The 26,029-nt window shown below is 47.7% G+C and carries 22 protein-coding genes and 1 tRNA gene; 17 read left to right on the forward strand and 6 right to left on the reverse strand.

The features are described 5' to 3' along the window. The 7 genes from TH61_RS17005 to TH61_RS17035 all read left to right on the forward strand — a co-directional run bounded on the left by TH61_RS17005 (position 1) and on the right by TH61_RS17035 (position 6,668). On the forward strand, positions 1-960 hold the full coding sequence (locus TH61_RS17005) for a transketolase family protein (RefSeq protein WP_066511973.1): 960 nt from the start codon (positions 1-3) through the stop codon (positions 958-960). A 206-nt stretch (positions 961-1,166) separates the two neighbouring features. Further along, the gene (locus TH61_RS17010; RefSeq protein WP_066511975.1) at positions 1,167-1,706 is read left to right on the forward strand and encodes an RNA polymerase sigma factor; all 540 of its coding nucleotides are present in this window, start codon (positions 1,167-1,169) and stop codon (positions 1,704-1,706) included. A gap of 35 nt (positions 1,707-1,741) precedes the next feature. Continuing rightward, a complete protein-coding gene (locus TH61_RS17015) occupies positions 1,742-2,188 on the forward strand; it encodes a hypothetical protein (RefSeq protein WP_066511978.1) in 447 nt (148 codons plus the stop codon). Between the two features lie 2 nt (positions 2,189-2,190). Then, on the forward strand, positions 2,191-2,652 hold the full coding sequence (locus TH61_RS17020; protein WP_066511982.1) for a hypothetical protein: 462 nt from the start codon (positions 2,191-2,193) through the stop codon (positions 2,650-2,652). A 170-nt stretch (positions 2,653-2,822) separates the two neighbouring features. Continuing rightward, positions 2,823-4,016, forward strand: a complete 1,194-nt coding sequence (locus TH61_RS17025) for an aspartate aminotransferase family protein (protein ID WP_066511989.1) — start codon at positions 2,823-2,825, stop codon at positions 4,014-4,016. Positions 4,017-4,177: 161 nt separating this feature from the next. Further along, positions 4,178-5,935: an SLC13 family permease gene (locus tag TH61_RS17030; protein ID WP_066511995.1), complete on the forward strand. Its 1,758-nt coding sequence runs from the start codon at positions 4,178-4,180 to the stop codon at positions 5,933-5,935. Positions 5,936-6,035: 100 nt separating this feature from the next. Further along, positions 6,036-6,668: a hypothetical protein gene (locus tag TH61_RS17035; RefSeq protein ID WP_066511997.1), complete on the forward strand. Its 633-nt coding sequence runs from the start codon at positions 6,036-6,038 to the stop codon at positions 6,666-6,668. Between the two features lie 83 nt (positions 6,669-6,751). Here the strand turns inward: TH61_RS17035 and TH61_RS17040 are convergent, their stop codons facing one another. Next, positions 6,752-7,183, reverse strand: a complete 432-nt coding sequence (locus tag TH61_RS17040) for a TerB family tellurite resistance protein (protein ID WP_066511999.1) — start codon at positions 7,181-7,183, stop codon at positions 6,752-6,754. Positions 7,184-7,460: 277 nt separating this feature from the next. On the opposite strand from TH61_RS17040, the gene pfkA reads away from it, so the two are divergent. Together pfkA and TH61_RS17050 are read left to right on the forward strand one after the other, a co-directional pair. Next, positions 7,461-8,432: a 6-phosphofructokinase gene (pfkA, locus tag TH61_RS17045; protein ID WP_066513000.1), complete on the forward strand. Its 972-nt coding sequence runs from the start codon at positions 7,461-7,463 to the stop codon at positions 8,430-8,432. 137 nt (positions 8,433-8,569) lie between these two features. Beyond that, the gene (locus TH61_RS17050) at positions 8,570-8,950 is read left to right on the forward strand and encodes a hypothetical protein (RefSeq protein ID WP_066512005.1); all 381 of its coding nucleotides are present in this window, start codon (positions 8,570-8,572) and stop codon (positions 8,948-8,950) included. A gap of 103 nt (positions 8,951-9,053) precedes the next feature. On the opposite strand, the gene miaA is transcribed toward TH61_RS17050, so the two are convergent. Further along, the gene (gene miaA / locus TH61_RS17055; RefSeq protein WP_066512008.1) at positions 9,054-9,983 is read right to left on the reverse strand and encodes a tRNA (adenosine(37)-N6)-dimethylallyltransferase MiaA; all 930 of its coding nucleotides are present in this window, start codon (positions 9,981-9,983) and stop codon (positions 9,054-9,056) included. After that, complete coding sequence (locus TH61_RS17060; RefSeq protein ID WP_066512011.1) at positions 9,980-11,062, reverse strand: glycosyltransferase; 1,083 nt, start codon at positions 11,060-11,062, stop codon at positions 9,980-9,982. The genes miaA and TH61_RS17060 overlap by 4 nt, the downstream gene beginning before the upstream one ends. A gap of 172 nt (positions 11,063-11,234) precedes the next feature. Between TH61_RS17060 and TH61_RS17065 the strand changes: the two genes are divergently transcribed. The 5 genes from TH61_RS17065 to TH61_RS17085 are packed head-to-tail and all read left to right on the forward strand — an operon-like array spanning position 11,235 to position 19,507. Continuing rightward, positions 11,235-16,496 carry a PAS domain S-box protein gene (locus TH61_RS17065; RefSeq protein WP_197464063.1) on the forward strand — a complete coding sequence of 1,754 codons (5,262 nt, stop codon included), beginning with the start codon at positions 11,235-11,237 and terminating at the stop codon, positions 16,494-16,496. 3 nt (positions 16,497-16,499) lie between these two features. Continuing rightward, positions 16,500-16,877 carry a response regulator gene (locus tag TH61_RS17070; protein WP_066512012.1) on the forward strand — a complete coding sequence of 126 codons (378 nt, stop codon included), beginning with the start codon at positions 16,500-16,502 and terminating at the stop codon, positions 16,875-16,877. A gap of 28 nt (positions 16,878-16,905) precedes the next feature. Continuing rightward, positions 16,906-17,184 carry a hypothetical protein gene (locus TH61_RS17075; RefSeq protein ID WP_066512014.1) on the forward strand — a complete coding sequence of 93 codons (279 nt, stop codon included), beginning with the start codon at positions 16,906-16,908 and terminating at the stop codon, positions 17,182-17,184. After that, entirely contained in the window at positions 17,181-17,942 is a 762-nt protein-coding gene (locus TH61_RS17080; RefSeq protein WP_066512015.1) for an MBL fold metallo-hydrolase, read from the forward strand. The genes TH61_RS17075 and TH61_RS17080 overlap by 4 nt, the downstream gene beginning before the upstream one ends. 2 nt (positions 17,943-17,944) lie before the next feature. Beyond that, positions 17,945-19,507 carry an NFACT RNA binding domain-containing protein gene (locus TH61_RS17085; RefSeq protein WP_066512017.1) on the forward strand — a complete coding sequence of 521 codons (1,563 nt, stop codon included), beginning with the start codon at positions 17,945-17,947 and terminating at the stop codon, positions 19,505-19,507. Positions 19,508-19,639: 132 nt separating this feature from the next. Here TH61_RS17085 and TH61_RS17090 read toward each other — a convergent pair whose 3' ends face one another. Together TH61_RS17090 and TH61_RS17095 are read right to left on the reverse strand one after the other, a co-directional pair. Beyond that, complete coding sequence (locus TH61_RS17090) at positions 19,640-20,071, reverse strand: hypothetical protein (RefSeq protein ID WP_066512022.1); 432 nt, start codon at positions 20,069-20,071, stop codon at positions 19,640-19,642. Between the two features lie 79 nt (positions 20,072-20,150). Then, a tRNA-Leu gene (locus TH61_RS17095) sits at positions 20,151-20,232 on the reverse strand. Between the two features lie 1,360 nt (positions 20,233-21,592). On the opposite strand from TH61_RS17095, the gene TH61_RS17100 reads away from it, so the two are divergent. The 3 genes from TH61_RS17100 to TH61_RS17110 are packed head-to-tail and all read left to right on the forward strand — an operon-like array spanning position 21,593 to position 24,662. Next, a complete protein-coding gene (locus TH61_RS17100) occupies positions 21,593-22,393 on the forward strand; it encodes a DUF1206 domain-containing protein (protein WP_066512024.1) in 801 nt (266 codons plus the stop codon). A gap of 42 nt (positions 22,394-22,435) precedes the next feature. Beyond that, positions 22,436-23,368 (forward strand): PhzF family phenazine biosynthesis protein, encoded by a 933-nt coding sequence (locus TH61_RS17105; RefSeq protein ID WP_066512026.1) that lies wholly within the window; start codon positions 22,436-22,438, stop codon positions 23,366-23,368. Continuing rightward, entirely contained in the window at positions 23,358-24,662 is a 1,305-nt protein-coding gene (locus TH61_RS17110; RefSeq protein ID WP_066512027.1) for an amidohydrolase family protein, read from the forward strand. The genes TH61_RS17105 and TH61_RS17110 overlap by 11 nt, the downstream gene beginning before the upstream one ends. Positions 24,663-25,101: 439 nt before the next feature. Here the strand turns inward: TH61_RS17110 and TH61_RS17115 are convergent, their stop codons facing one another. Next, positions 25,102-25,791: a DUF2461 domain-containing protein gene (locus tag TH61_RS17115; RefSeq protein ID WP_066512028.1), complete on the reverse strand. Its 690-nt coding sequence runs from the start codon at positions 25,789-25,791 to the stop codon at positions 25,102-25,104. Positions 25,792-26,029: the final 238 nt, after the last annotated feature.

Consider the following 26,029-nt stretch of genomic DNA (forward strand, 5'->3'; position numbering starts at 1 on the left):
ATGAAAGATTTCCCATACACTGAATCAAAAGATACTCGCTCCGGTTTCGGGGCTGGCCTATTGGAACTGGGCCGTACCAACCCGAACGTAGTGGCCCTTTGCGCCGACTTGACCGGTTCCCTGAAAATGGACGCCTTCCAGAAGGAATTCCCAGAGCGCTTCTTCCAGGTAGGCATCGCCGAGGCCAACATGATTGGTCTGGCCGCCGGCATGACCATTGGCGGAAAGATTCCATTCACGGGTACCTTCGCTAACTTCTCTACCGGCCGCGTGTATGACCAGATCCGTCAGTCTGTGGCGTATTCTGGCAAGAACGTGAAAATCTGTGCTAGCCATGCGGGTTTAACCTTGGGCGAAGACGGAGCTACTCACCAGATTTTGGAAGACGTAGGCATGATGAAGATGTTGCCGCACATGACGGTCATCAACCCATGCGACTTCAACCAGACCAAAGCCGCCACCATGGCCATCGCTGACTTTGAAGGTCCGGTGTACCTGCGCTTCGGGCGCCCGGTAGTGCCTAACTTCACCCCTGCTGATCAGAAGTTTGAAATCGGCAAAGCCTTGATGCTAAACGAAGGCACCGACGTGACCATTCTGGCCACCGGTCACCTGGTTTGGAAGTCTATCCTAGCCGGAAAAATCTTGGCAGAGAAAGGCATCAACGCCGAAATCATCAACATCCACACCATCAAGCCCCTAGACGCCAGAGCCATCTTGGAGTCTGTGCGCAAAACAGGCTGTGTAGTGACCGCCGAGGAGCACCAATACCACGGTGGCCTGGGCGAATCTGTAGCCCGCATATTGTCCCAGGAGTTGCCAACGCCGCAGGAGTTTGTGGCCGTGCAAGATACCTTCGGGGAAAGCGGCACGCCAGACCAGTTGATGGAGAAATACGGCTTAACCGAGCAGGCCATCGTAGCCGCCGTTGAGAAAGTAATTTCGAGAAAAAAGCAGTAGTCTGTTATTGACATATAGTTAACAGATAGAATATACAGAATGGCTGTTCATATTTTGGACAGCCATTTTTCGTTTTTAGGCTGTTTTCTGTAAAACAGGCCAAAAACGAAACTGAGTTCTGGCCAACCTTAGTAACTTGCTACATGATTTCTTTAAGCGGTTTATTTTTATTGAAAACTGTTTACTGCTAACTGTTCACTGTCCTCTTGGAAGACCACGAGATACTTTCCAAATTCCAGAATCCGGACTCCCGGAACCTGGCCTTCAACCAACTGGTGCGCAAGTACCAGCAGAAGGTGTATTGGCATATCCGGAAGATGGTGGTGGACCATGACGACGCCGATGACCTGACCCAAGAGGTATTCGTGAAAATCTGGACGAAACTGGAGACGTTCAGGCAGGACGCGCAACTCTACACCTGGATTTACCGCATTGCCACCAACGAGTGCCTCAACTTCTTGAACGCCAAAAAGAAGCGCTTCTTCCTGCCCATCCATGACGTGGCCGCCGAACTGGCAGAGAAGCTGGACAACTCAGACACCCTTTCTGGCGATGAGATCCAATTGAAACTACAAAAGGCCCTGGTGCGTCTGCCTGACAAACAGCGGCTGGTCTTTAACATGAAGTATTTTGACGAGCTGAAGTACGAGGAAATCTCCGAGATTCTTGGCACCTCAGTGGGCGCACTAAAGGCCTCCTACCACATCGCCGTGAAAAAAATTGAAGAGTTTTTGAAGGCAGATTAAACCCTACCTGCCAAAACCCATCTAAACCCTTGAGTATGAAAGAAGAGTTTGATTTAAATAGCTTACCTAAGCATCATGGCTACCAGGTGCCAGAGGACTACTTTGACAAGTTGCCCCTGCGCATCATGCAAAGAACGGCCTATGCAGCCCCGGTAGCCCAACCGCAGACTGCCTGGTTCTGGCAGTTGAAGACCGCGTTTGCCGGTGCGGGCTTGGCCTTGGTGTTTGCAGCTTCTTTCTTAATCACGCAGTACACAGACCAGACGCTTTCTACCCAAGAGGCCATGGCCCAGGTGTCGCAGAAAGATATTTACCAGTACTTAGTTAACCAGGAAGACTTGCAAACCGCAGACTTAGCTGAAGTGACCGCCGTGAACCCTTCCCAGTCTCTGGAGTTCCTGGACGTGCGCACCGAGGACGTGAGCGAAATAGTCACCCAGGAGATGCTGGAAGAACAAATGGAAACAACCCCTAATCAATAAGAATGAAATTCAAGAGTATTCTCACCCTGTGCGTCCTGCTTTTCTGGGCGGCTTTCACGCAGGTACAAGCGCAGACAAAAAAGGAAACCCCTGAGGAGCGCAAGGCCCGTTACGAGAAAATCAACAACGCCAAGATTGCCTTCATCACAGACAATGTAAAAATGTCTACGGAGCAGGCGCAGCGGTTCTGGCCTATTTATACTGAGCACGAGTCCCGTAAGCGCGAACTGCGTCACAAGGCTAAGCAGTTCAGAGACGAAAACATTGGCTCCATGACCGATGAGCAGATTCAAGCCGGTTTGGAAAGCCGCCTAGCCAACCGCCAGCGGGAACTAGACGCCGAAAAAGAATACATGGAGCGGTACCTTAGAGTAATTACGCCGCGCCAGTTGGCTCAATTTTACCGCGCAGAACGCGAGTTTACCCAACTCTTATTACAGCGTCTGCAGACGGCAAGCAAGTAACATTTCGTTTGGTTTAGTTTTATGAAAGGGAGGTCTATGGCCTCCCTTTTGTTTTTGGCCTGTTTTCTGGGAATCAGGCTAAAAACGAATTCTAAAAATCACCAGACTCAAGACTCGCGACTCTAGACTCAAGACTATAAAAGCTATCTTTGCGGCTTAATCCGTTTGCTATGCTTTCTGCCCGTCAACTCTTTTTGCAACACCAAGCCCAAACCACAGACTTTCCGCTACTCCTAGAAGTGGAGCGCGCCGAGGGCGTGTTCATGTATGGTCCTAACGGCGAAAAGTACTTGGACTTGATTTCGGGGATTGGCGTAAGCAACGTGGGCCACCGGCACCCGAAGGTCATCTCCGCCATTGAAGATCAGTTGGGCAAGTACCTGCATTTAATGGTGTACGGCGAGATTGTGCAGGCCCCGCCGGCGCAGTTGGCCCACGCCTTGGCGCAGACGCTTCCAGCTGGATTAGATAACGTGTATTTTGTATCCTCGGGCAGTGAGGCCATAGAAGGTGCCATGAAACTGGCCAAGCGCTTTACAGGCCGCACGGAGATTATCGCTTTTGACAAAGCCTACCACGGCTCCACTCAGGGAGCCCTGTCCTTGAACGGCGCCGAGAGCTTTAAACGGTCCTTCCGGCCACTGCTGCCAGACGTAAACCACCTTCAACACAACCACCTACCCGACTTAGAGAAAATCACCCACAGAACTGCAGCCGTTGTAATAGAAACTGTCCAAGGCGAAGCCGGCGTACGGGTTCCCAGCAAAGATTATATGAAAGCTTTGAGGGCCAGATGCACCGAAGTGGGCGCTCTTTTGGTCCTAGATGAGATTCAGTGTGGCTTTGGTAGAACAGGCACGTTTTGGGCATTTGAGCAGTTTGGCATTACCCCAGATATCTTGACCTGCGCCAAAGGAATGGGCGGCGGCATGCCCATTGGGGCTTTCATCTCAAGACAAGAAATCATGCACAGCTTCAAGAATGACCCGATGCTGGGGCATATTACCACGTTTGGCGGGCACCCGGTTTCCTGCGCGGCTTCTCTGGCTACGCTTAAGGTTATTCAAGAAGAAGGCCTGCTGAATCAGGTCAACGCCAAGGCTGAACGCTTTAAGCAACGCCTCACGCATCCAGCCATCAAGAGCATCAGGAACCTGGGTTTGATGATGGCCGCTGAGATGGAGTCGTTTGAGGTATTGAAAGCCGTGATTGATACAGCCATCTTAAAAGGAGTGCTTACCGACTGGTTCCTCTTCTGTGACAATTCCATGCGCCTGGCTCCTCCCCTTACTATCACCTTTGAAGAGATTGACTTGGCCTGCGACATCATCTTAGAGGCCATTGAAGAGCACGTCCATTTTTAGGCTATTTTCCGGAAAACAGGCCAAAAACGGGTATTTAGGAAAGGCCGCTAACCTTTTCTGGCTGGCAAGAGTACAACACGAGGATTGAGGAAGGCACTCTTTTTAGTGAGTAGTCCTTCCCTCCTTTTTACATTTCTCTTAGATTAACCAGCGCTGCCCTTATGGAGATTGCCTTCGTCCTGATTTTGCTTTTGGTGGCAATTGTTCTCTTTGCCACAGAAAAGCTGTCAGTAGATATTATTACCCTTCTCCTGCTTATTGCCCTCACCAGCACCAAGATCATCAGTCCAGAAGAAGCCTTTGATGGTTTTAGCAGCGACTTTATCATCATCCTGGCCTCCATTTTCGTGATCAGCGCCGCGCTGGAAGACACAGGTGTTCTTGACTTTCTGGTTAATTGGCTCATCAGGAAGGTAGGCAACAAACCCAACTCCCTTCTGCTGTTCATCATGGTGATACCGGGATTGGTGTCTGCCTTCATGAACAACACCACCGTGACGGCCCTCTTTGTGACGCCTATTGTGGGCGTGGCCAAGAAGATGCAGATCAGCAGTTCTAAGTTCCTGATGCCTTTGGCCTACGCTTCCATTCTGGGCGGGACGTGTACGTTGATAGGGACGTCCACCAACGTAGCCGTAAGTGGCTACATGGCCAAGGCCGGATATGAGCCGTTCGGGTTCTTTGAGTTCTCTGGCATCGGTATTATCATCTTCGTGGTGGGCGTGGTCTACATGATGACCATTGGCAAGCGTATGCTACCCCAAGGTCAGACTCAGGCCCTCACCACCAAATACAACATCAAGACGTACCTCACCGAGGTGATGATCATGCCGGGCTCTCCCTTGATTGGGCAGGTGGCCTTTACCTCAGACCTCTCTAAAATGGGCTTCCGGATCTTGAACATCATTCGGGCCAAGGACAACTTTCTACCAGACTACCGCACCCGCATCAGGGAGAAAGACGTGCTATTGGTGGAGGGCGAAATCAATGATCTGATGAAGGTCAAGGAAACGGAGGGCATTGAGATTGTAGCCGATGTGATTGTAGAGGAAGACTTGGTTGGTGGCGACATCAGGCTCGCGGAGATTCTGATCACCGGGAAATCTGACATCATCAAACGCACCGTGCGGGAGAGCGACTTTTTGCGCCGCTTTGGCTTGGTGGTGCTGGCCATATCCAGACAAGGTGAGACCATCCGGACCAAGATTGGGGATGTGCAGCTACAACTGGGGGACATGCTCTTGGTCCAGGGCACCGCTGACCGGTTGGAGTTCCTGAAATCCAATCAGCATTTAGCGGTGCTGGATGAATTTAAGCCCATCCTCTTTAAAGGCCGGAAAGGCTTGCTAACGCTAGGCTTCTTCGTGCTGGCCATTTTGGTTGGTAGCGTAGGGCTCTTGCCTCTGTCCATTAGTTTTATGGGCGCGGCGGTGCTGGCCGTGTTGTTTAAATGCATCTCAACAGATAGAGCCTACCAGGTGATTGACTGGCGATTGCTGGTGTTGATTGGCGGCATGACGGCCTTTGGCATGGCCATGCAGAACACGGGCGCAGACAAGTTTTTAGCTGAATGGATTGTGCGCCTGCTGGAACCGTTTGGGGTCATTGTGATTCTGGGGGGCTTTATCCTGCTCACGGTCTTCCTGACCCAGCCCATGTCCAATGCGGCGGCGGCGCTGGTGGTATTGCCGGTGGCCTTGCAGACGGCCATCCAATTGGATTCCAACCCGCGCACGTTCGCCATTGCCATCATGCTGTCGGCCTCGGTGTCTTTGGTGACGCCGTTTGAACCGTCTTGTATTCTGGTATATAGCCCGGGTAAATACAAGTTCAGTGACTTCTTGAAAATTGGCTCTGGGCTCACAGTCATCCTGATGGCTATCATCCTTTTCCTGGTGCCCATGTTTTGGCCACTGTAAAACCGTTTTTGGGGTATTTCCCAGAAATTAGGCTAAAAACGCCCATTCCATAAACAGCCAACTGGCAAAAGCGTACCTTTTATAAAACCTGCTTTTGCCTATGCGCTTGATCTGTTTGCTGGTTCTGTGTTGTCTTTTCTTGGGATGTCAATCTAAGGACGTCCAGGAGGTGCCAGTGACGTCGGTGATTGGAGACTCTCTACTTTTGGATTCTACTGTAGACTCGGTTGCTACAGAAAAGCAAGACGGAACGCTCACTGCAGTAGGCCCTCCCAAAGACGTGAAACAACAATTACCTTCAGAGTTGGAAGTAGTCTTGGACCAGACCCATGGCATGTGGCAACTTCCGCTGGTGCAGGACCAATCCTTATCCCGGTTTACCCAAGACCAGCAAGGCCCTTATTTCCTGCAAACTGACTTAGACAAAGACCAAAGGGTAGACTACGCCGTGCAGATTACAGATGGCAAAACCGCGACCGTGCTGGCTTTGATGAGACCAAAGCAAGAGGGCCAAGCTTGGCAAGAGAAGGTTTTGGCTAGCAAACCGATGCTGACGGTTGCTGACACCTTGTACAGTCCATTTACTCTTTCCCTTCCGCAAGAAAGCAGGGATTCCACCCGGGTAACTAAAGGACTAAGCGGGATTCTCCTACAAGAGGGTAAGCAAACCAGCCTGTTCTATCGGCAAAACCGTAAATGGCACCAGAAAACCTTACCTGCTGGCATCAAATAGTTATTGTCTGCTTACACATTGACCTTTGAAAGAAAGCAATAAGACCAACTGCTTGGTGAAAAAATCAGGAAATCACGATTGGATTACTGAAGCTCTAGAAAATTGATGGCTTCTTCTTTGATCTCTTCGCGGCCCAAGCCGTCTTTTACGCCGGTGGTAATTTTCTTGATCAGTACTCCTACCACGGCCTTCCTGAAGCCCATTTTCATGGCCATGTCAATGCAGAACTCCATTTCATGGTCGTCTACAATGCCGTCGGCCAGCATCATCTCTACCAAATCATAAATCTGGTCAAAGCGGTCCATGTCATTGTTGGGCATGGTCAGCTTTATTTTTGAACTGTCAGACAGTAAGGTACGCACCTCTTGGGCGCGCATACCCTTCCGCTCACCAATGGAGATGATGTGGTCCATTTCTGCTGAGTCAATGTGTCCGTCAATTTTGGCCAAGGCTCCTAAATTGATAATGTGACTCTTGAGCCGTTTGGTCTCCTCGCTCTCAAATAGTGAAAACATAGTTCAATTTAGTTAAATAAGGTTTTTTTTGCTTGAAAGATGCAGGCTTGGAGGATACCCAATATCGCAACTTTTTTTACGAGTTTCTAAAAAAAACGGTGTCGTTTTCTGCTAAAACTGCCAAAATTATAGTGAATTCCCTATAATACTGAAGAGTACTTAACATCAATGCAATTATAGTGCCCCACTAACCGGCCATAAGACGATGCTCCTTCTAAAACACTGATTGTGATTTCATTTACAATCCTGTAAATTGCTCTCTTGCATTAGAGTAGCCATGAAAAAAATAGCAGTATTTACGTCTGGCGGCGACGCCCCGGGCATGAATGCCTGCATACGCGCCGTAGTGCGCACTGCAGTCCATCATAAGTTAGAAGTTTACGGCATTGGCAGAGGGTACAACGGCATGATCCAAGGTGAGATCTACCGTCTTTTTTCTCATTCTGTCAGCAACATCATACAAAAAGGAGGCACCATCCTAAAATCGGCGCGCTGTCTGGAGTTCCAAACCCCAGAAGGCCGCAAGAAGGCTTTTGACCAAATCTCTAAATTCGGGATTGAGGGCATAGTGGCCATTGGCGGAAACGGGACCTTCACAGGCGCTGAGATTTTCCACAAGGAGTACGGCATTCCCATCATGGGCTGCCCCGGTACCATTGACAATGACCTGTACGGCACAGATTACACCATTGGCTATGACACCGCGGTGAACACCGCTTTGGACGCTATTGACAAGATTAGAGATACCGCAGACAGCCATGAGCGCGTGTTTTTTGTGGAGGTGATGGGTCGTGACTCTGGTTACATTGCCTTGCCGTGTGCTATTGGCGGCGGCGCCGAAATGGTCATGATTCCGGAGACGACCACGTCTATGTCTGAGGTGATTGAAACCCTGCAGCAAGGCTGGCGCCGGTCCAAAACGTCTTTCATCATCATTGTAGCCGAGGGCGACGACGAGGGCGGTGCCACTGAGATTGCCGCCAAGGTGAAAGAGGCGCTTCCGCAGATGGACGCCAAGGTAACCATCATTGGCCACGTGCAGCGCGGTGGATCCCCAACCGCCGCTGACCGTTTATTGAGTAGCCAAATGGGAATGGCCGCCGTGGAAGGTTTAATTGCCGGCCGCAGCAATGAAATGGTGGGCGTAGTGAACGGAGAAATTGCCTACACGCCTTTCCATGATACCATCACCAAGAAAAAACCCATCAGTGAAAGCTTCTTAAAACTGGTGCAGGTCTTGAGCGTGTAATTCTTTTTCCTACAAATATTTATCAGCCTCGTTTTAGACCTGTTTCACAGAAAACAAGCCAAAAGCGAGGCTGATTTGGTTTAAAGGAATTTTAAAGCAGGCTACTGGAGCCTACCTTTTATATTAATTGCATAAAATTGAATCCCACAACCGCCCTCTTACTTCAAGGAATTTTGCATTGTGCAGAGAGAGATGAAGAAGTGCCCTTGTACAAGGTGCTTGCATTTTTTGACTATGTAAACCACTCGCTTCCTACCTACCAGGAATTCAAAGAAAGCATGCAAAGGGCAATCAATTTAGGGTTAATAGAAATCAGGGATGGAGACGTACAACCGTCCATCAGCTTTAAGATCTGGCGGGAAAGCAAACCAGATTCCTTGAATTTACATCAAGAACGTAATGAGCTTACTCAATTTTTATCTTATCAGCCAAAGTTGGATGCAAAACCAGTGTTTGTGCTTGTTACAGAAAGGGAATACCAAGACGCACTTGAGATGTACCACAGGAAAAAGGAATAGGTACTAAAATGAGGCAGCGCTATAGGTTCCTTTACATCGTTTTTGGCCTATTTTTCAGAAAGCAGGTCAAAAACAATGTTATCCCAAGCAATAGATTTTAGAATTAACGACTCTCTGGATCTTCACTTATCCTTTGTTGGATGAAGGCTAGAATGTCTTCTTTTTGCGACGGGTGAAACCAAGTGATTTCCTCGTCTCTCCTAAACCAGGTGAGCTGGCGTTTGGCATAGCGGCGGCTATTGCGTTTCAGTAGCCTAACCGCTTCTTCAAAGTCATATTCTCCAGCTAAGTAATTAAACAGTTCTGTATAGCCCACGGTCTGCAAGGCTTGGTGCTGTTGATAGGGCAAAACGCGTTTTACTTCGTCTAAAAGACCTTGCTCCAACATAAGGTCCATTCGGTGATCAATGCGTTGATAAAGCTCATTGCGGTCTCTGGTCAAGCCTATTTTGATAGTCTTGAAGGTTCTGGCTTTCTGGCTGGTTTTGGTTCGGAAGGAAGAATACGGCTGGCCACTGCTTAGGCAAACTTCCAATGCTCGCATTACGCGCTGAGGGTTTTGCAAATCAACTTGTTGGGCATAGACCGGGTCTAAGTCCTGTAATTGTTGGCTTAACGCTTCCAGCCCTTCTTGCTCCAGTCTGGCAATCAAAGCTTCTCTAACCCCGGAGGCAATTTCAGGCATTTCATCCAGCCCTTCGCAGAGTGCTCGTACATACAAACCAGAACCGCCGGTGGCAATCACCACATCATGGGTTTGATACAGCTTGTCTAGTAAGTTGAGAGCGTCTTGCTCAAAAGCGCCTGCATTATATTCCTCGGTGATGGAATGAGAATCCACGAAATAATGCGTGATGCCTTGCTGTTCCTCTGGGGTTGGTTTGGCCGTACCAATGCTCAGTTCTTGAAAGAACTGCCGGGAGTCCATGGATATTACATCCGTGGCAAAGTGCTTGGCCAACTGCACGCACAAGTCGGTTTTGCCAACGGCCGTTGGTCCTACCACCACAATCAGGTATTTATCCGGTGTCATACGTCTGCGTAAATTTTAAGCAAAGCCTGGCTTTCTTTTTCCCAGTTCCACTCTTCCCTGGCCGTCAGGCAGTTCTGTTGCAGTTGGGAATAAAGCTCTTTGTCATGTAATAGGGATTGTAGCGCGGCTTGCACTTGGCTTACCTCCAACTCAGTCAAAACAGCCACTTCATGCAGCTGATTCAGGGCCTTATATTCTGGGAACGCAATGCACACCTGCGGAATTCCGGCATGCACGTAGTCAAAGAATTTATTGGCCAAGGAATAGAAATAACTGAGGCCATTTTCCTCTAAAAGCATAATTCCCGCCTTGGCCTTCTGGGTTAGCGTCATTAGGTCTTCAGGAGGTACGTTACCCTTAAACTGTACCTTACCCTCCAGCGCAAGTTGGTAGGAAAGCCGCTTCAATTCTGCTTCTAAAGGCCCAATTCCGCAAATCATAAGATGAACCTCTACCCCTTGCATGGCGTGTAACAGACATTCCAACCCACGACCTACGTTCAGCGCTCCCTGGTAAATGAAATAAGGCGGTTCTTGCTCACTAGCGTTTGTACTCACCTTCCATGGCATGTTGCGCACTAAGCCTACTGGCATGTGATATTTGTCTTGAAAATAGCTGGCTAAGGATGTGCTCACGGTATAGGCGCGGTCAGCTCTCTTGAAGGCCAATTCCTCTAAGCTACCCCAGATTTTTTTAACCAGAGGCCTGTGCACTACCTCGGGCATTTCTGGAAATAGCTCGTGTGCGTCATATGTCACCAGCATCTTTTTAAGCTTGGCCGCCATTACTCCTGCCAAGGCGGTGTCTGCGTCAACAATCCCCAGAATATCTGGTGAGGCCTTTAAAATCCAAAAAAACAACCGAAGATTGAATTCCAAATAAAACAGTGGGCCCGTATGAAAGAAGCAGGTAAGCCTGGTTTGCGTGAAATCTGTCTTATCTAGAGGGAGAGAAGCGGGCAACGCTCGGCCTACCAAGCTGACAGCATAGCCCGCCTTCGCCAAGGCTGAGGCAATGCGCTGCATCCGCTGGTCATGGCGTAAGTCGGTGGTGACCGTAAATAGAATGGATTTAGGCATGGTGAGCGTGTAAGCAGCGCAATTTGCGTACGCAGCTCCTTTCCCTTGATTATCAATGATGAATGCCTATTATCTGGCTTTAAAATGCTAAATTACACGTTTTCTGAACAAGTGCCGCAGAGAAATAATTACCCCTTGGGCCAACCGTTTTTTGATTATGAATACTACCCACATGTCTGCAGAAGATAGCTCCCTGGTGACGGCAGCAGCGCATTTGATTGATTTGGCTGAACATGTAAGCGGCAGCCGGAAAATGATGTTTGTTTGCGCGCCAGACGGACGCGTATTGGCAGTAAACCAGCAAACCCGGGACGTATTTTTTAAAGGTGCCTCCTTTCCAGAGCACCTCAACATAAAACAGCTGCTGGAAGATAAATACCTACACAAGTTTGAGAAAAATCTTAGGCAGTTACGCTCCCGCAAAAACATAAGCGGCTTTCTGCAATCCAATAACAATGCCCTAGGCAACGGCTTATTCTACTTTAAATCAAGCTTGGTTAAACAGGACGGCCATGAATTACTTTACCTGGCGGTGCGGTCTGCCTCTGCCGAAGTAATGCCCGTAGGCGACATGTTTGCCTCTGAGTCTAGTTACCGCAGTATTTTTGAAGACAGCAATGAGCCTCTTTTCATCCTGGATAAAAAAGGCGTTTTCATTGACGTCAACAAAGAAGCGCTAGCCCTTATCCAAGGAACCAAACAAGACCTGACGGGTAAAACCGTTTTTGAAGCCTTTGACCTGAACCCTTCAGAAAAAATAGCCTTTAAGAAACGGATTCAGGAGGCGTGTGAAGGCAAAGCTCAGAAATTTGACTGGTGGTTTAAAGACAGCCAGGACAGCCTCCACCCCATGCTTCTCTCCTTTAAATGTGGCAAATACTTTGGGCAGGAAGTAGTGTTAGGCACGGCCAAACCCATGGAAGACAAAGGCCGCTTGCAGGAGACCGGCAAGCAGCGCCTGGACCAGCAAGAGTTTATGGCCAAGCTGATACCAGTAATCGCTGACCTCAAATCTGCAGATGATATTCTGGCAGCCGCCCTGGACTCGTTTTTGAAAAGGCCGCAAATTGTAGGCGGTGGTGTGTACGTCTACCATCCTACCACGCGCATGGTACAGCTGGTAAAAAGCAAGGGTGAAGCTTCTTTCATTCTCCAGGACCAGAGCATTTTGGCCCTTAAACCAGAACTGCTCTCCCAACTGGAGAACAAGCACAAGAACCGCTCCTTGTTGAGTATTTCCCGCAACTTCCAGCACCTGTTCAGGAAGCGCGAAGTGATTGCGCTTCCCATAAGCACAGACAAAGGGTATCTAGCGGCCATCATCTTATTGACAGATGATGCCATGCACATTACCAGTACCTTGACGGAATTTATCAACCAAGTGGGCTTTGAGCTCAATTCCTTTCTGTCCAGATTTGAGCTACGACAAGAACTGCATCATTCTGAGGGTAAGTACAAAACGCTTTTTGAATCCTCAAATGATGCCATTTTCTTACTAAATAGTTCTCAGATAGCCGACTGTAATTTTCAGGCCACCATGCTACTAGACTGTGACAAGCAGGACATATTGGGCAAACGGCTAGCCGACTTCTCCCCTGCCCTACAAGCAGACGGCAGCTCTTCTTTAGAGAAGTCTCTGCAAATGATTGATGAGACCCTCTTAGATGGCAACCCTCAGACCGTGGAGTGGCGCTTGGAGCGCACGGACGGCAACACCATAGACAGCGAAGTCAGCTTTAGTGCCATTCAACTGGAAGGGGTGTCCTTTGTGCAATGCATTGTACGGGACATTACCCAGCGCAAAGAAGCGCAAGCGCTACTGCGTAAACAGGAAGTTTTGCGGGAGTCCATGCTGCAGTTCAGGTCATTCTTGAGCCAGGTGAATTTGGCTTACATCAGTCTGGATCTGGATTTGCGAGTGTTGTATGTCAATGACTACTTCTTGCAATACACCGGTTATAAGCGTGAAGAGGTAGTAGGTCAGAATTACTATGAACTTTTTGTTTCTGAGCATGAACGCGCCAGCCGCGTGCAGGAGATTCAAAAGGCCTTACACACCCAGTCTTTGCGTAGCTACTATGAATGGGACTTGGTGACCAAATCTCATTCCGTGAAGATTCTTCGTTGGAACATCATGTTTGAGATGGACGCCGAAGGTAATGTGACCGGCATCACCGCGGTGGGCAAAGACATGACCGACAAGCGCATTGCCATGGAAGCCTTGAAAGATAACAAGATCAGGTTGCAGGACTTGTTTGATAATGCCCATGACTTGATCCAGAACATCTCCACAGATAATAAATTTATCTTCGTGAACCGGGCCTGGAAAGAGAAACTGGGCTACAACGATTATGACATTGAGAACCTGACCCTAACTGATATTGTCCATCCCTACTACAAGGCCAAGCTCATCTACCAGCTTAGAAATCTGTACAAAGGTGAGAATGTCAACAAGATAGAAACGGTCTTCTTGACCAAGAGCGGCAAGCCCATTCACTTGATTGGTAGTATCAACTGCAGCTGGCAAGACGGAAAACCCATTGCCACCCGCGCCATTCTCCATGACATTACAGACCGTATTAAGGCAGAACGCTTACAAAAAGTCTATTACTCCATTGCCAACCTGGCCATTAGCTCTAAAGACTTACCGTCTCTGTACAGTGCCATTCACAGAGAGTTGAGCAAAATCATAGAGACGCATAACTTCTTTATAGCCCTTTATGATGACGCCAAGCACCTGATTGACTTTGTGTACTATGTAGACCAGTTGGCAGACATGCCCGCCTCCTCCACTACCAGACCTTTCTCCTCTGGCATGACGGAATACATCATTAAAACCGGTAAACCGCTGTACGCCACCAAGGAAGATTTCTTGCAATTAGAAGCAGAGGGTAAGCTGTCTATTAATGGCGTAGTGCCAGAGGTAATGCTCTTCTCCCCGCTTTCCATTGGTGAGCGGATCATTGGGGTGATTGCCGTACGCGACTACAAAAACCCCGAGGCCTATGTGCAGACAGATATTGAGATTCTTCACTTTATCTCAAACCAGGTGGCTTTGGCCATTGAAAGAAAACGAAACGAGGAGCAAATCAACATCCAAAACGCGCGTTTAAAAGCCATCTTTGAAAGTGGTACGCACTTGATGTGGTCGGTTAACCGCAAATACAAGCTTACTTCCTTCAACCAAAACTTCTCTAATGTCATCCAGAATTACGGTGTAGCCACGCCGGAATTAGGCATGCAGTTGGGTGACATGGTGCAGCCGTTTATAGCCGAAGAGGATTTTGATTTAATGAAGTCTGCCTATGATCTGGCCTTTGCCGGGCAAGCAAGACAGTTTGAGTTAGAGTTAAAAAATCCGAGTGGACAGAGCGAATGGCTGGAGATCCTCCTGAACCCCATTTACTTGGAGGACGGCAGCTTTGATGATGTTTCAGCGATTGCCTTGGATATTACCGACAAAAAAATTTCACAATTGGCCTTGGCTGAGAATGAGGAGAAGTTCAGGCGCATTTTTGAGTCCTTCCAGGACATGTACTATAAAACAGATATTGGCGGTGAGTTTGAGCTCTTAAGTCCTTCTGTGCAAGACCTGTTGGGCTACACGCAAACTGAAGCCATTGGCATGAACGTGAGCGACCTGTACATTAATCCTCAGGACCGCGACCAGCTATTAAATGCCCTGTACACGCAACGTAAAGTAAGAAACTTTGAAACGGCCCTTAAAACCAAAGACCAAGGCGAAATAGAGGTATTGGTCAACTCCAGGCTCATCACCAACCAAGACGGCGAAGCCATTGCCATTGAGGGCGTTTGCCGTGACATCACCGAACTGAAAAACACCCAGCGGGAGTTAATCCGTGCCAAAGAACTGGCAGAAAACTCCCTGCAAGTCAAAAACCAGTTCCTGGCTAACATGAGCCATGAGTTGCGCACGCCTATGAACGGTATTATAGGCATGATTGATTTGCTGTACCATACCGCCTCTACAGAAGAGCAGATTGACTACATAGACACTCTGCGCAAGTCATCAGATGCGCTTTTGGACATCTTGAATGACATTCTGGACCTTTCTAAAATTCAGGCCGGCAAAATGGAGGTGAACCTCTCTGGTATTGACTTACATTATACCTTAGATAAAATCCACTCTTTGTTTGCCAACCGCGCGAACCAAAAGGATCTGGAATTCAATTATTTCATCTCTAAGGAGACGCCGCGCTACATCATCACAGATGAAACCCGCTTGTTGCAGATTCTCTCTAACCTGACCTCCAACGCCATTAAGTTTACCAACCAGGGCACAGTGAGCGTGGACGTTAACCAACTGAAAGTTGAAGGCGATGAGCATTTACTGGAGTTCAGGGTAAAAGATTCAGGGATAGGGATTTCACAAGAGGACATCCAGATTCTGTTCACCAACTTCACGCAGTTAGACAATTCCTCCACTAAAACCTTCGGCGGAACGGGTCTAGGCCTGGCCATTTCTAAGCAGTTGAGTGAATTGCTGGGGGGCGAGATTGGCGTTGAGTCTAAACCGGGCAAGGGCAGTACGTTCTGGTTTACCATTAAATGCCGCTTGGCAGAAAACGTAAGCCAGATTAATGAGCAGCTGCAATTAGCAAAAGAAACTGAGACCATTGATAAGTTTGACCCAGCACCGGTTGTCTTGTTGGTGGATGACAACCAGATCAACCAAAAGGTGGCCATTAAACTGCTGGAGCGCTTGGGCTGTACGCCAGACGTGGCTTCCAATGGATATGAGGCCATTGATAAGGCCACTCAGAATACCTATGAAATTATTTTCATGGACATTCAAATGCCAGAAATGGATGGTGTCACCGCTACCAAGGAGTTAAAGAGACTACTTGGTGCTTCCTGCCCTCCAATTGTAGCCATGACGGCGTACTCTATGAAAGATGATGCAGAGAAGTTCATGAGCGAAGGATTGGATGATTATATTTCAAAACCGGTGAAAAGCACGGACCTCTCTGACCGCATTAGTAAATGGCGCCAGAAAAACACATCCACCCCTACCACAGCTGCCCCTATTACACAACCTGAGACGTCCGTAGCAGAGCAAAAGGAAGAGCAGCAATTACTGGATGTGTCGGTGGTAGAGCAGTTGCGCAGCATTGGAGGCGTAGATTTTGCCTTGCAACTGTATGTGGATTTTGAGGAGGAAACCACTGAATTACTCCAAGACGCTAAAAACCAAGTGGAGGCACAACATTACGAGGGCATTTTAAGTACACTGCATCAGATTAAGGGTACTGCCTCAACGCTGGGATTAGTGGTGATCACAAGCATAGCCAAAAGCTTGGAGCATGACATCCGGAAAGGCGAAATGAGCAATGTAGTTTCCGCTTATGCTGATTTAGAATCTAGTTTTGCTAATTTTAAAGCTCACTATCGTAATATAATCTTACCAAACTAAACTATGGCTGATTCAAAAACCATACTCATTGCAGAGGATAGCTCTGTAATCCTGAACCTTACCAAAAAAATCCTAGAGTTGCAGAACTACAAGGTGCTGTCAGCCAAGAACGGCGGGGAGGTGATTAAGAAGATTAACGAGGAGAAAATAGACGCTATTCTCATGGACTTGAACATACCCGTGAAAGATGGGATGGAGTGCACCAAAGAAATTCGCACCTCTTCTAATCCAGAAATAGCCAACATTCCCATTATTGCCGTGACCGGCAATGCCAACAACTATACCCTGGAGGAGTTTAAACAAGCAGGCATCAACGCCTACCTGCCAAAGCCTCTGGATTTTGACATGTTGGTGCAGACCGTGAAAGAGTACGTAAAATAGGGCTTAGCCCTTAGGGCAAATTAAGTTTATGCAGCTAAAATACACCCGGCCCTTCTTAAGCCGGTTAGAGGATATTTTTGCGGAGTCTGAGTACATGCTGCGCTATGAGAAAGGCACCTTTAAGTCTGGATTCTGCGTGTTGAAGGATACCAAGGTGGCGGTAGTGAACAAATACTTTCCGCTGGAAGGTAAGATTAACTGTTTAGTAGAAATACTAAAATCCATAGAGATTACCCCAGAGGCCCTTCGGCCTGAAAGCCAGGAGTTATACCTGGCAATTAAAAACCAAACGTTGGCCTCAACGTGAAAATCACTTTATTAGGAACTGGCACCTCACAGGGAGTACCCGTCATTGGGTGCGAATGTGAGGTTTGCCGCTCCCTAGACTACAGGGATAAACGGCTGCGGGTATCTGTTCACCTGGAGATTGACGGCAAGAGCCTGGTCATTGATTCAGGTCCAGATTTCAGGCAGCAGATGTTGCGGGAGCGCATTAAACGCGTAGATGCCCTTCTCTTTACGCATGAGCATAAAGACCACACGGCCGGTATGGATGATATACGGGCCTTTAATTTTATGCAGCACATGGACATGCCGGTGTACGCAGACCCTCGCGTATTAAAGCAGCTTCAGCAAGAATTCAGCTATATTTTCACCAATGCCACGTACCCAGGCATACCCCGGGTGGAGCTTTACCCCATCCAGAATGAGCCATTTACGGTAATGGGCCAGCAAGTGATTCCTATTGCCGTCATGCACCATAAGCTGCCAGTTTTTGGTTTTAGGATTGGGGACTTCACCTACATCACAGATGCCAACTATATTTCTGATGAAGAGAAGGAGAAAATTAAGGGCTCTAAAGTGGTGGTGTTAAATGCCCTCAGAAAAGAGCCTCACATCTCGCATTTCTCATTATCAGAGGCCCTTACTCTACTAGAAGAATTGGCACCTGAGCAGGCCTACCTTACCCATATCAGCCATTTACTGGGATTGCACCGCGAGGTAGAGCAAGAATTGCCACCCAACGTGCGCCTAGCCTATGACGGGCTTACTTTTACTTTATAAGCGTGCATCAAAACTCCTACTTCTTAAAGCAACTCGCACAGAAGCTTCACACGCTATTAAGCGGCTCAACCTGCGCAAGTATGTTCAGCCAGGAGAAAGACGAGTTGATGTTGGAGTTTACGTATGAGGATCAATCCATTTTCCTGAAAGCCATTCAAACGCCCACCTTCTCTAGCTTACAAATCCCGCAAAGCTTTAACAGAGCCCGTCAGAACTCAGTGGATTTGTTTGCCCCCTTGATTGGCCAAAAGGTACTGGAGGTTGTTTCGCATAAACAGGAGAGAAGCTTTTACATCACTTTTACAGAGGGCAAAACACTGTTGTTTAAGCTTTTCGGGAATAGGTCTAATGTGGTATTGTTTGAAGACGGCAAGGCCACTGAATTATTTCATCGGAAATTATCCAAAGACCTATTGCTGGATTACAAGGCCATGGATCATGATTGGCGGCTAAACCGGGAGCAGTTTTTAGCAGACCCTGGTTCGCTCAAAAAGATGCTTCCTACCTTAGGCGACCTCCCCTTCTTGTATTTGCAGGAGAATAAATGGGCCGACAAGGCTCCGCAGGAAAAACTTTACTTGGCAGAGGAAATGGTGGCGTTGCTGGAAAATCCTCCAACGTTCTACCTAACCACCGTAGACAAAATCCTGCGTCTTTCTTTACTGCCAGTAGGGACCATTCAAGACACATTTGATAACCCATTGGAGGCTTTAAATGCTTTTGTTCCGCAGTTTAGGGCGCAAGAGTATTTCCAGAGAAATTATAGTGCCACTAATAAGGCCTTACAACGGCAACTAGAGGTGGCTAATAAAATCTGGTACCAATTACAGGAACAGCTGGAACAATGGCACCACGGGACGCCCTATGCCCAAACTGCAGATGTGATTATGGCTAATCTTAGCAACATTCCGGTGGGCACGCAGGAGATGGAGTTATTTGATTTCTACCTGAACCAACCTAGGTTGGTAAAGCTGTCCCGAACTGAGACTCCCCAGAAAACGGCAGAACGCTTATACAAGAAAGCCAAGAACCAGCAGATTGAATGGCGCCTCTTGCAAGAACGGGCCCAGCGCAAGGAAGTGGAAGTGGAAACGTTGACTCAACAACTAGCAGCGTTGGAACAAATTGAAACGGCCCCTGCCCTGCGCCAGTACCTCAAAAAGCACACGGTTACCCAAACCGTCACCGGCCCCGACCTGCCCTACCATTCTTTTGAGTTGGATGGCTTTAAGATTTGGGTGGGAAAGAATGCCAAAGCCAATGACACCCTTACCCTCAAGCATACCCATAAAGATGATTTGTGGCTGCATGCCAAAGATGTTCCAGGATCTCATGTGGTTATTAAGCAGGTGCCCGGCAAGGCCATTCCCGTGCGCGTGATTGAAGCCGCAGCCCAATTGGCAGCCTTCTATTCCAAACGCAAGAGTGACACCCTCTGCCCTGTATTATGCACGCCTAAAAAGTACGTGCGCAAACCTAAGGGTGCCACGGCAGGGTCAGTGATGGTAGAGCGGGAAAAAGTAATTCTGGTAAAACCTGAAAACCCATTCAGGAAAACTCCTTAATCATCATTAATCCTTAACCGAAGAAGCCGTTTTTGGCCTGATTTCTAAATATCAGGCTAAAAACGGCTTTTCCAAAAAAAAGGATATTGCTATAGCATATTACAGTTAAAGCTTCTTGAGAGCATTGCTATATTATTCATCTGCCAACAACCACTCCAAGGCATCTTCTGAATTATTAAACAGCTCAAATTTTGTTTTGACTACTAGTTCTGGGTTATGCTCTAGTTGGTCATACAAGCGGACTACATCCATCATCTCCATGCCCTCTTTTGTAATAAGCCGGGCAAACTTAAGGAGCTTGGATTGCTTTAACAGCGGGGCCATCTCTTTTATAATCCAGTTCTGATCGCCTAGTTCTAGGTAATGAATAGCTCTAGCATCACTAAGCCAATACTTGACTTGTGATCCTAAAATGATGTCAGCAAGGCGTTGGTAGACCTCTCTAAACTCAGAGCTTTGGGGATGCTTAAACCATTCAACATAAAGAAGGGAAAGATCCTTGTCTATTTGAATGCTGATGAGATCATCCTTGAAAACCTGCTGTAAGTGAGGGGTGGGGTGCATAATGGTGAATGGCTATTTGCGTCCACAAGTATATAAAAAAGCCTATAACGTTTCTGTTATAGGCTTAGATTTAATTGAGTGCGCGCGGGGAGATTCGAACTCCCACACCCGAAGGCACCACCCCCTCAAGATGGCGTGTCTACCAATTTCACCACGTGCGCATTTCTTAAACTGCAACTGTTATGGAGGTCAAGGCTGCAATCCGGTCACAAATGTATCTGTTCCTTTGAATACCTGCAAGCCCACTTCAAAAATCTTTCCTTAGGCAAGGACAACACTTACTTCTTATTACTCATATTTCATCTGCCTTAATTTTTTTAACAATTGTCCAAATATAGAAATCCCATTGATGCATTCTCTCTTGTTACTTTTACTTATCAGAAATTACTGCAGTCACCAAACATTATTTCAACATGGATTACTAGTTACGTTAAAACCTAAATTTTATATCCTAATAAACAAATTTACTCCAATCATCTATTTCGCATATATTACATTATCCAAGGCAACCATTTAAACTTAAAAATCACAATCTTAATTACTCTACAACCTAACAATAAATTCATTCTTAATTAAATCCATCTTATAATATTATATGGTAAATGGATATTATATTTCTTTCAAGTATAAACTCAATCCTTTTAAAGTCAGAAATCTTTAAAATCTAAAACGACCAGATAAAAGGATTTATTGAGCAAAAAAAAGTAGTGCCCTAAACTTCAATTCGGCGTTGATTTTTCTAGAGGCTGGTCCCACTAGTCCTTCTTCTGAATGTTATGGTATAGACCGACAATCAAGAGGAAGCGTAAAGCTCTTGCCTGTCTTCACTAATAAAAACCCTAGACAAATATTCTTGCTCAGTATTTCCAGGTTTAACCAGATGAAAAAGAGGAGTACCCTCATCCCATCCACACAATTAAACTTTGCAAATACTTTCTCGTTAATTACAACCAGAGTAGCTCATTTCGCCTTCAAGTCTATCTGTAAGAGGCGCCCTTTCCATGGCCTCCTCTCGATTTTGGACATAACTAGCCCAATTCTCAACTAAGCTAGCCTTTGGAAGAGTTATAATTAAACCTCAAGCATAGGTAATATATTATAACATCAATATTTACCAGTCGTTTATACCATCTCATCTAATACTCCACTTCACAACTAACCTATCCAAGTTTCATCCTATAGGTCACTCCAAAACCAGTGATTGAACGGTTGTGCATAGAAAATGCTAATACTTTTATCATTTGTTAAATCAGACAAATTATCCTCTTACTTATTTTTAGAGAATTAAATTTCAATTACGAATTGTCTGGTAAACCGAAGCAGGGCAAAGTTGAGCAACGGTGCATATAGTGCTCTGAACTTAACCTTAGATTGGTTTGATCTGAGAACTGGTTACCCTTGTTGCCACAACCAATTCTATCAAGAATACGTCCTAGCAGAAACCAACTCAACTCAAGATATGGATGGCAGTCCAACCTGATTTGAGGAATCACTCACGTTTGCTAAACCAGAACTCGTTCCATGCAACAGAACAAAAAAGATTGGATTGTCAAATATGCCCGTGTAGGCTATGTAGCCAAGGGCATTGTCTATTGCTTAATTGGAGTGTTAACCGCCATGTACGCTTTAGGAATTGGAGGCGAAAAAGCCTCTAAATCTGATGCCTTCATGGAAGTGAAAGAATTACCCGGAGGCAGCTTTTTACTAGGCTTAATAGCTGCCGGTTTAATTGGATATTCCTTCTGGAGATTTACCCAAGCAGTGGCAGACACAGAAAATAAAGGAACAGATTTTAAAGGGATAGGTAAACGAATAGCCTATTTTATTAGCGGACTTATTTATGCATCAATTGCGTATGTTGCCTTTAAAATAGCCTTGACAAATGGTGGAGGTTCTGGAGAAGGCGAGTCGCAAAAAATGTTTTTAGCCGAGCTTTTAGATAAACCATATGGTAAATATCTAGCCATCATAGTTGGATTAATTGTGATTGGCAACGGTCTTGTACAATTGAAGCGCGCCATTACAGGGTCTTTTATGAAGGACGTACATGGCATGCCGCAAGACCAGTTTAGAGTACTGGAGCGGTCCGGCAAGTTTGGGTATGCTGCCAGAGGCATCGTCTTTGGGATCTTGGGGTACCTGTTCGTTAAAGCCGCCTGGAACCGCAACCCATCCCAAGCCGAGAGCACTGAGGGCGCTTTTGATTTTCTGAGAGACAACCCCATGGGAGACCTTATGCTGGCGGCGGTGGCCATTGGCCTGATAGGCTACGGCATCTTCATGTTCGTCCGTGCCCGCTACAGTGACATCTCCTTTAGTTAAACGCCATAAGGTAGATACTACCAGAATGTTTAACTTGAGGCCATGCAAACCTTACCTTTTTACATAGTTGACGTCTTTGCAGACCAACCATACAGAGGAAACCAACTGGCAGTTTTCTTACAGGCCGCAGGTCTAACCACAGAGCAGATGCAGCAGATAGCCCAAGAGATTGGCTTCGCTGAATCTGCTTTTGTGTTACAGGACACGCCCATTCCCGCCGGGTATGCCGCCCGGTATTTCACAGTAGAGTACGAGGTGCCTTTCGCGGGGCATCCTACTCTGGGCACGGCCTATGTGGTGCAGCAGGCGTTGGCCAAGTCTCCCGTCAAAGAGATTCATTTACACTTGCCAGTAGGTACCATTCCCGTGGCCTTCACGTATGACCAGGCTCAGCAGCCCGACTTTCTGATGATGCAGCAGATTAACCCGGTCTTTGAGGAGCCGCTGCCTATAGAGGACCTAACGGCCTTGTTGGGCGTGGGGTCAGAGGCGCTGCACCCAGAATATCCGGTGCAGGTGGTTTCTACCGGCCTGCCCTTCCTTCTTTTGCCTTTGCAGAAACTGGAAGACATGCAGAAGGTGTCCGTTACCCCAGAGGCGCTTTTTGCCTTCCTGCAGAAGCACCACCTCTACAAAACCCAGCGCCCTGACGGACTGTCTGTGGCGCTTTACCTTTTCTGCCCCGAGACCTACCAGCAAGACCGCCAGTTAAACGCCAGGATGCTGGCCTATGAGAACGGCAAAGTCATTGAAGACGCCGCCACTGGTAGCGCCAACGGTTGTCTGCTCGCCTATTTGCTCAAGCATGAATACCTGAACAAGGACGAGCTAGACATTCTGGTGGAGCAAGGCTATGAAATCAACAGGAACGCCACCATCCGCTTGGTAGGCAAGAAACTGCCAAATGACCAATATGACATCAAGGTAGGCGGTCAGGTGCAGTTGATCTCTAAAGGAGAGTGGTATGTTTCGTAAGCCTTTCTGTTTTTTTCGGATTCCGGGGATTCTCTTATTCAGCCTTCTGCCATTTTTAGCCTGTTTTGGGCAAAATAGCCCGAAAACGGATTCTACCTATCTCTTAAAACCAGACCGCGTTTTTGATGGCCATGACCTGCATCAGAACTGGGCGGTGGTGGTACAGGGAGACCGTATCCTGATGGCAGGACCAGCGAATACTATAACCCCGCCAGCCAATGCCCGCACGATCACCCTTGCAGGGCAGACGCTTATGCCCGGGCTTATTGAAGGCCACTCGCATCTGCTATTGCATCCCTATAATGAGACCTCCTGGAACGACCAGGTCTTAAAAGAATCAGATGCCTTACGCGTGGCCCGCGCCACCGTGCACGCCCGCAACACGCTCCTGGCCGGCTTCACCACCGCGCGTGACTTAGGCTCTGAAGGTGCTGAATACGCAGACGTGGGCCTGAAGCAGGCCATTGAACAGAACATCATCCCCGGCCCGCGCATGCTGGTAGCCGGCAAGGCCATCATTGCCACCGGGAGCTACGGTCCTAAAGGCTTTGACCCCGCGTTTGAAGTGCCACAGGGCGCCGAGGCCGCCGATGGCGTGGACAACATCATCAGGGTGGTGCGGGACCAGATTGGCAAAGGCGCCGATATCATCAAAGTATACGCCGACTACCGCTGGGGACCTAATGGTGAGGCCCTGCCAACGTTCACCGTAGCGGAGCTGAAACTAATGGTAGAGGTGGCCGCCAGCAGCGGAAGGCCTGTGGTGGCCCACGCCAGCACGCCAGAAGGCATGCGCCGCGCCGCCGAGGCAGGAGTAGAAACCATTGAGCACGGCGATAGCGGCACCCCCGAGGTCTTTAAACTAATGGCCAAGAAAGGCGTGGCGCTCTGCCCTACCCTAGCCGCCGGCGACGCCATCTTGCAATACAACGGCTGGCGCAAGGGCCAGGACCCGGAGCCTGCCCGCATCACGCAGAAACGCGAAAGTCTAAAAGCCGCCCTGTCTGCGAAGGTTCCCCTTTGCGTAGGCGGAGATGTGGGCGTTTTCACCCATGGAGACAATGCCCGAGAGCTGGAATTACTAGTGGACTACGGCGTACCTACGCTGGACGTTTTAAGAGCCGCCACCGCTGGAAACGCCAAGCTATTCCACTTGGACCAGAAGCTGGGCAAAATCCAGAAAGGCCTATTGGCGGACCTGATCTCTGTAGATGGCAACCCCTTGCAGGATATTTCAGCTACCAGAAAAGTAAGGCTGGTCATGAAAGGCGGCGTGCTATACAAACAACCTTAAGACAAAACTTAACATAAGGACAGCGGTCCGGCGTTTTCGGGCTACTTTTTAGAAAGTAGCCCGAAAACGCCGGACCGCTTAGTATTCAACCTACATGGATTACCTATTTTTGTTTAACATATTTATATAACCACTGACATTCCAATTAGATGTCTCAAGGAATTCTAACATTGAGTGATTATAAATGAATCTAACATAGGTTCCTCTCAACATGGCGCAAGCGTCCGCTTTTGTCCAAACATCAACAAACAACAAGAGGAACCTCATCAGGAGGTAACGCTATGGTACTAATCTGACCAAGCACAACTATTTCAGCTCCATTCCTTCTTTTGTTGGCAATCGGTTTCTTTATAAAACAAGCCGGCCTCCCCTATTCCTAAGGGAGGCGGCTTGGATAATTTGTTTTGGCTTATTTTCCAGAAAATAGCCCGAAAACGGTTTACACGGTTTCGGCTTTGAGTTCTTGCATGGGACGCATGAAAAAATCGTTCACCGGTTTCACAGCCTGCATCACAGCTAGGCATTCATCAAAGAATTGAGGGCTAGTGACCACTGCATCTGTGAACATGTGGCTGGCGTTCCAACTCTTATGCCGCAGCAAATCAATTGCCGGATTTTCACTGTCATAACCTTTGGGGGTAGTTTTAAGCTTATCGCCGCCCAGGCCCTTAAAGTATTTCTGAAATGAAGGCGCCGCTACCAAGTCCTGTAGCTCCTGCCAATTGTAGTCAATCTCCTGCCTAATGGCCTTAAGTTCTGGAGCGGGCGGCATCCAAACCCCACCGGCCAGAAATGACTGGTTGTCTGGGCTTATATGCAGGTAAAAACCCGGGTTGATGGTCTTCCTTCCGCCGTCCGCCATGTAAGCGCAGATATGATCTTTGTAGGGACGCTTGTCATTGGAGAAACGCACATCACGGTAAATCCTGAACATCAAATCCCTGGGCTGCTGGTTAGCCACCGCCGGCTCAAACGCGGCCATTGCCGGAAGCAGAGTTTCTAGGAAAGCGATGAAGTCGTTTTTAGCCGCCTCATACCTTGCCTTGTTCTCAGCAAACCATTCGCGGTTGTTGTTTTTTCTTAAGTCTCTGACAAAATCTAAAGTGGCAGTATCTAAGTATTTTTTCATGTAATGTATAAGGGCTTTTTGACCAAGATAGAAACACGCTTAGTAGGTAGTAAGTTCTTGAGAGAAGGTGATTCTATGTTAACTTTTCCCGGCCAAAAGAAAGGAAAAATATCTATATATAACCTGAGCAAAAGGTAACGCCGCCTATACCCTAATGATATCAACGATAAATGCCAGATCCTGCCTTGCAAGTAAACGGCAAGGCAGGATCTGGCATTTATAACTATCAGTGCTTCTT

The organism is Rufibacter sp. DG15C (assembly GCF_001577755.1).
GTDB lineage: Bacteria > Bacteroidota > Bacteroidia > Cytophagales > Hymenobacteraceae > Nibribacter.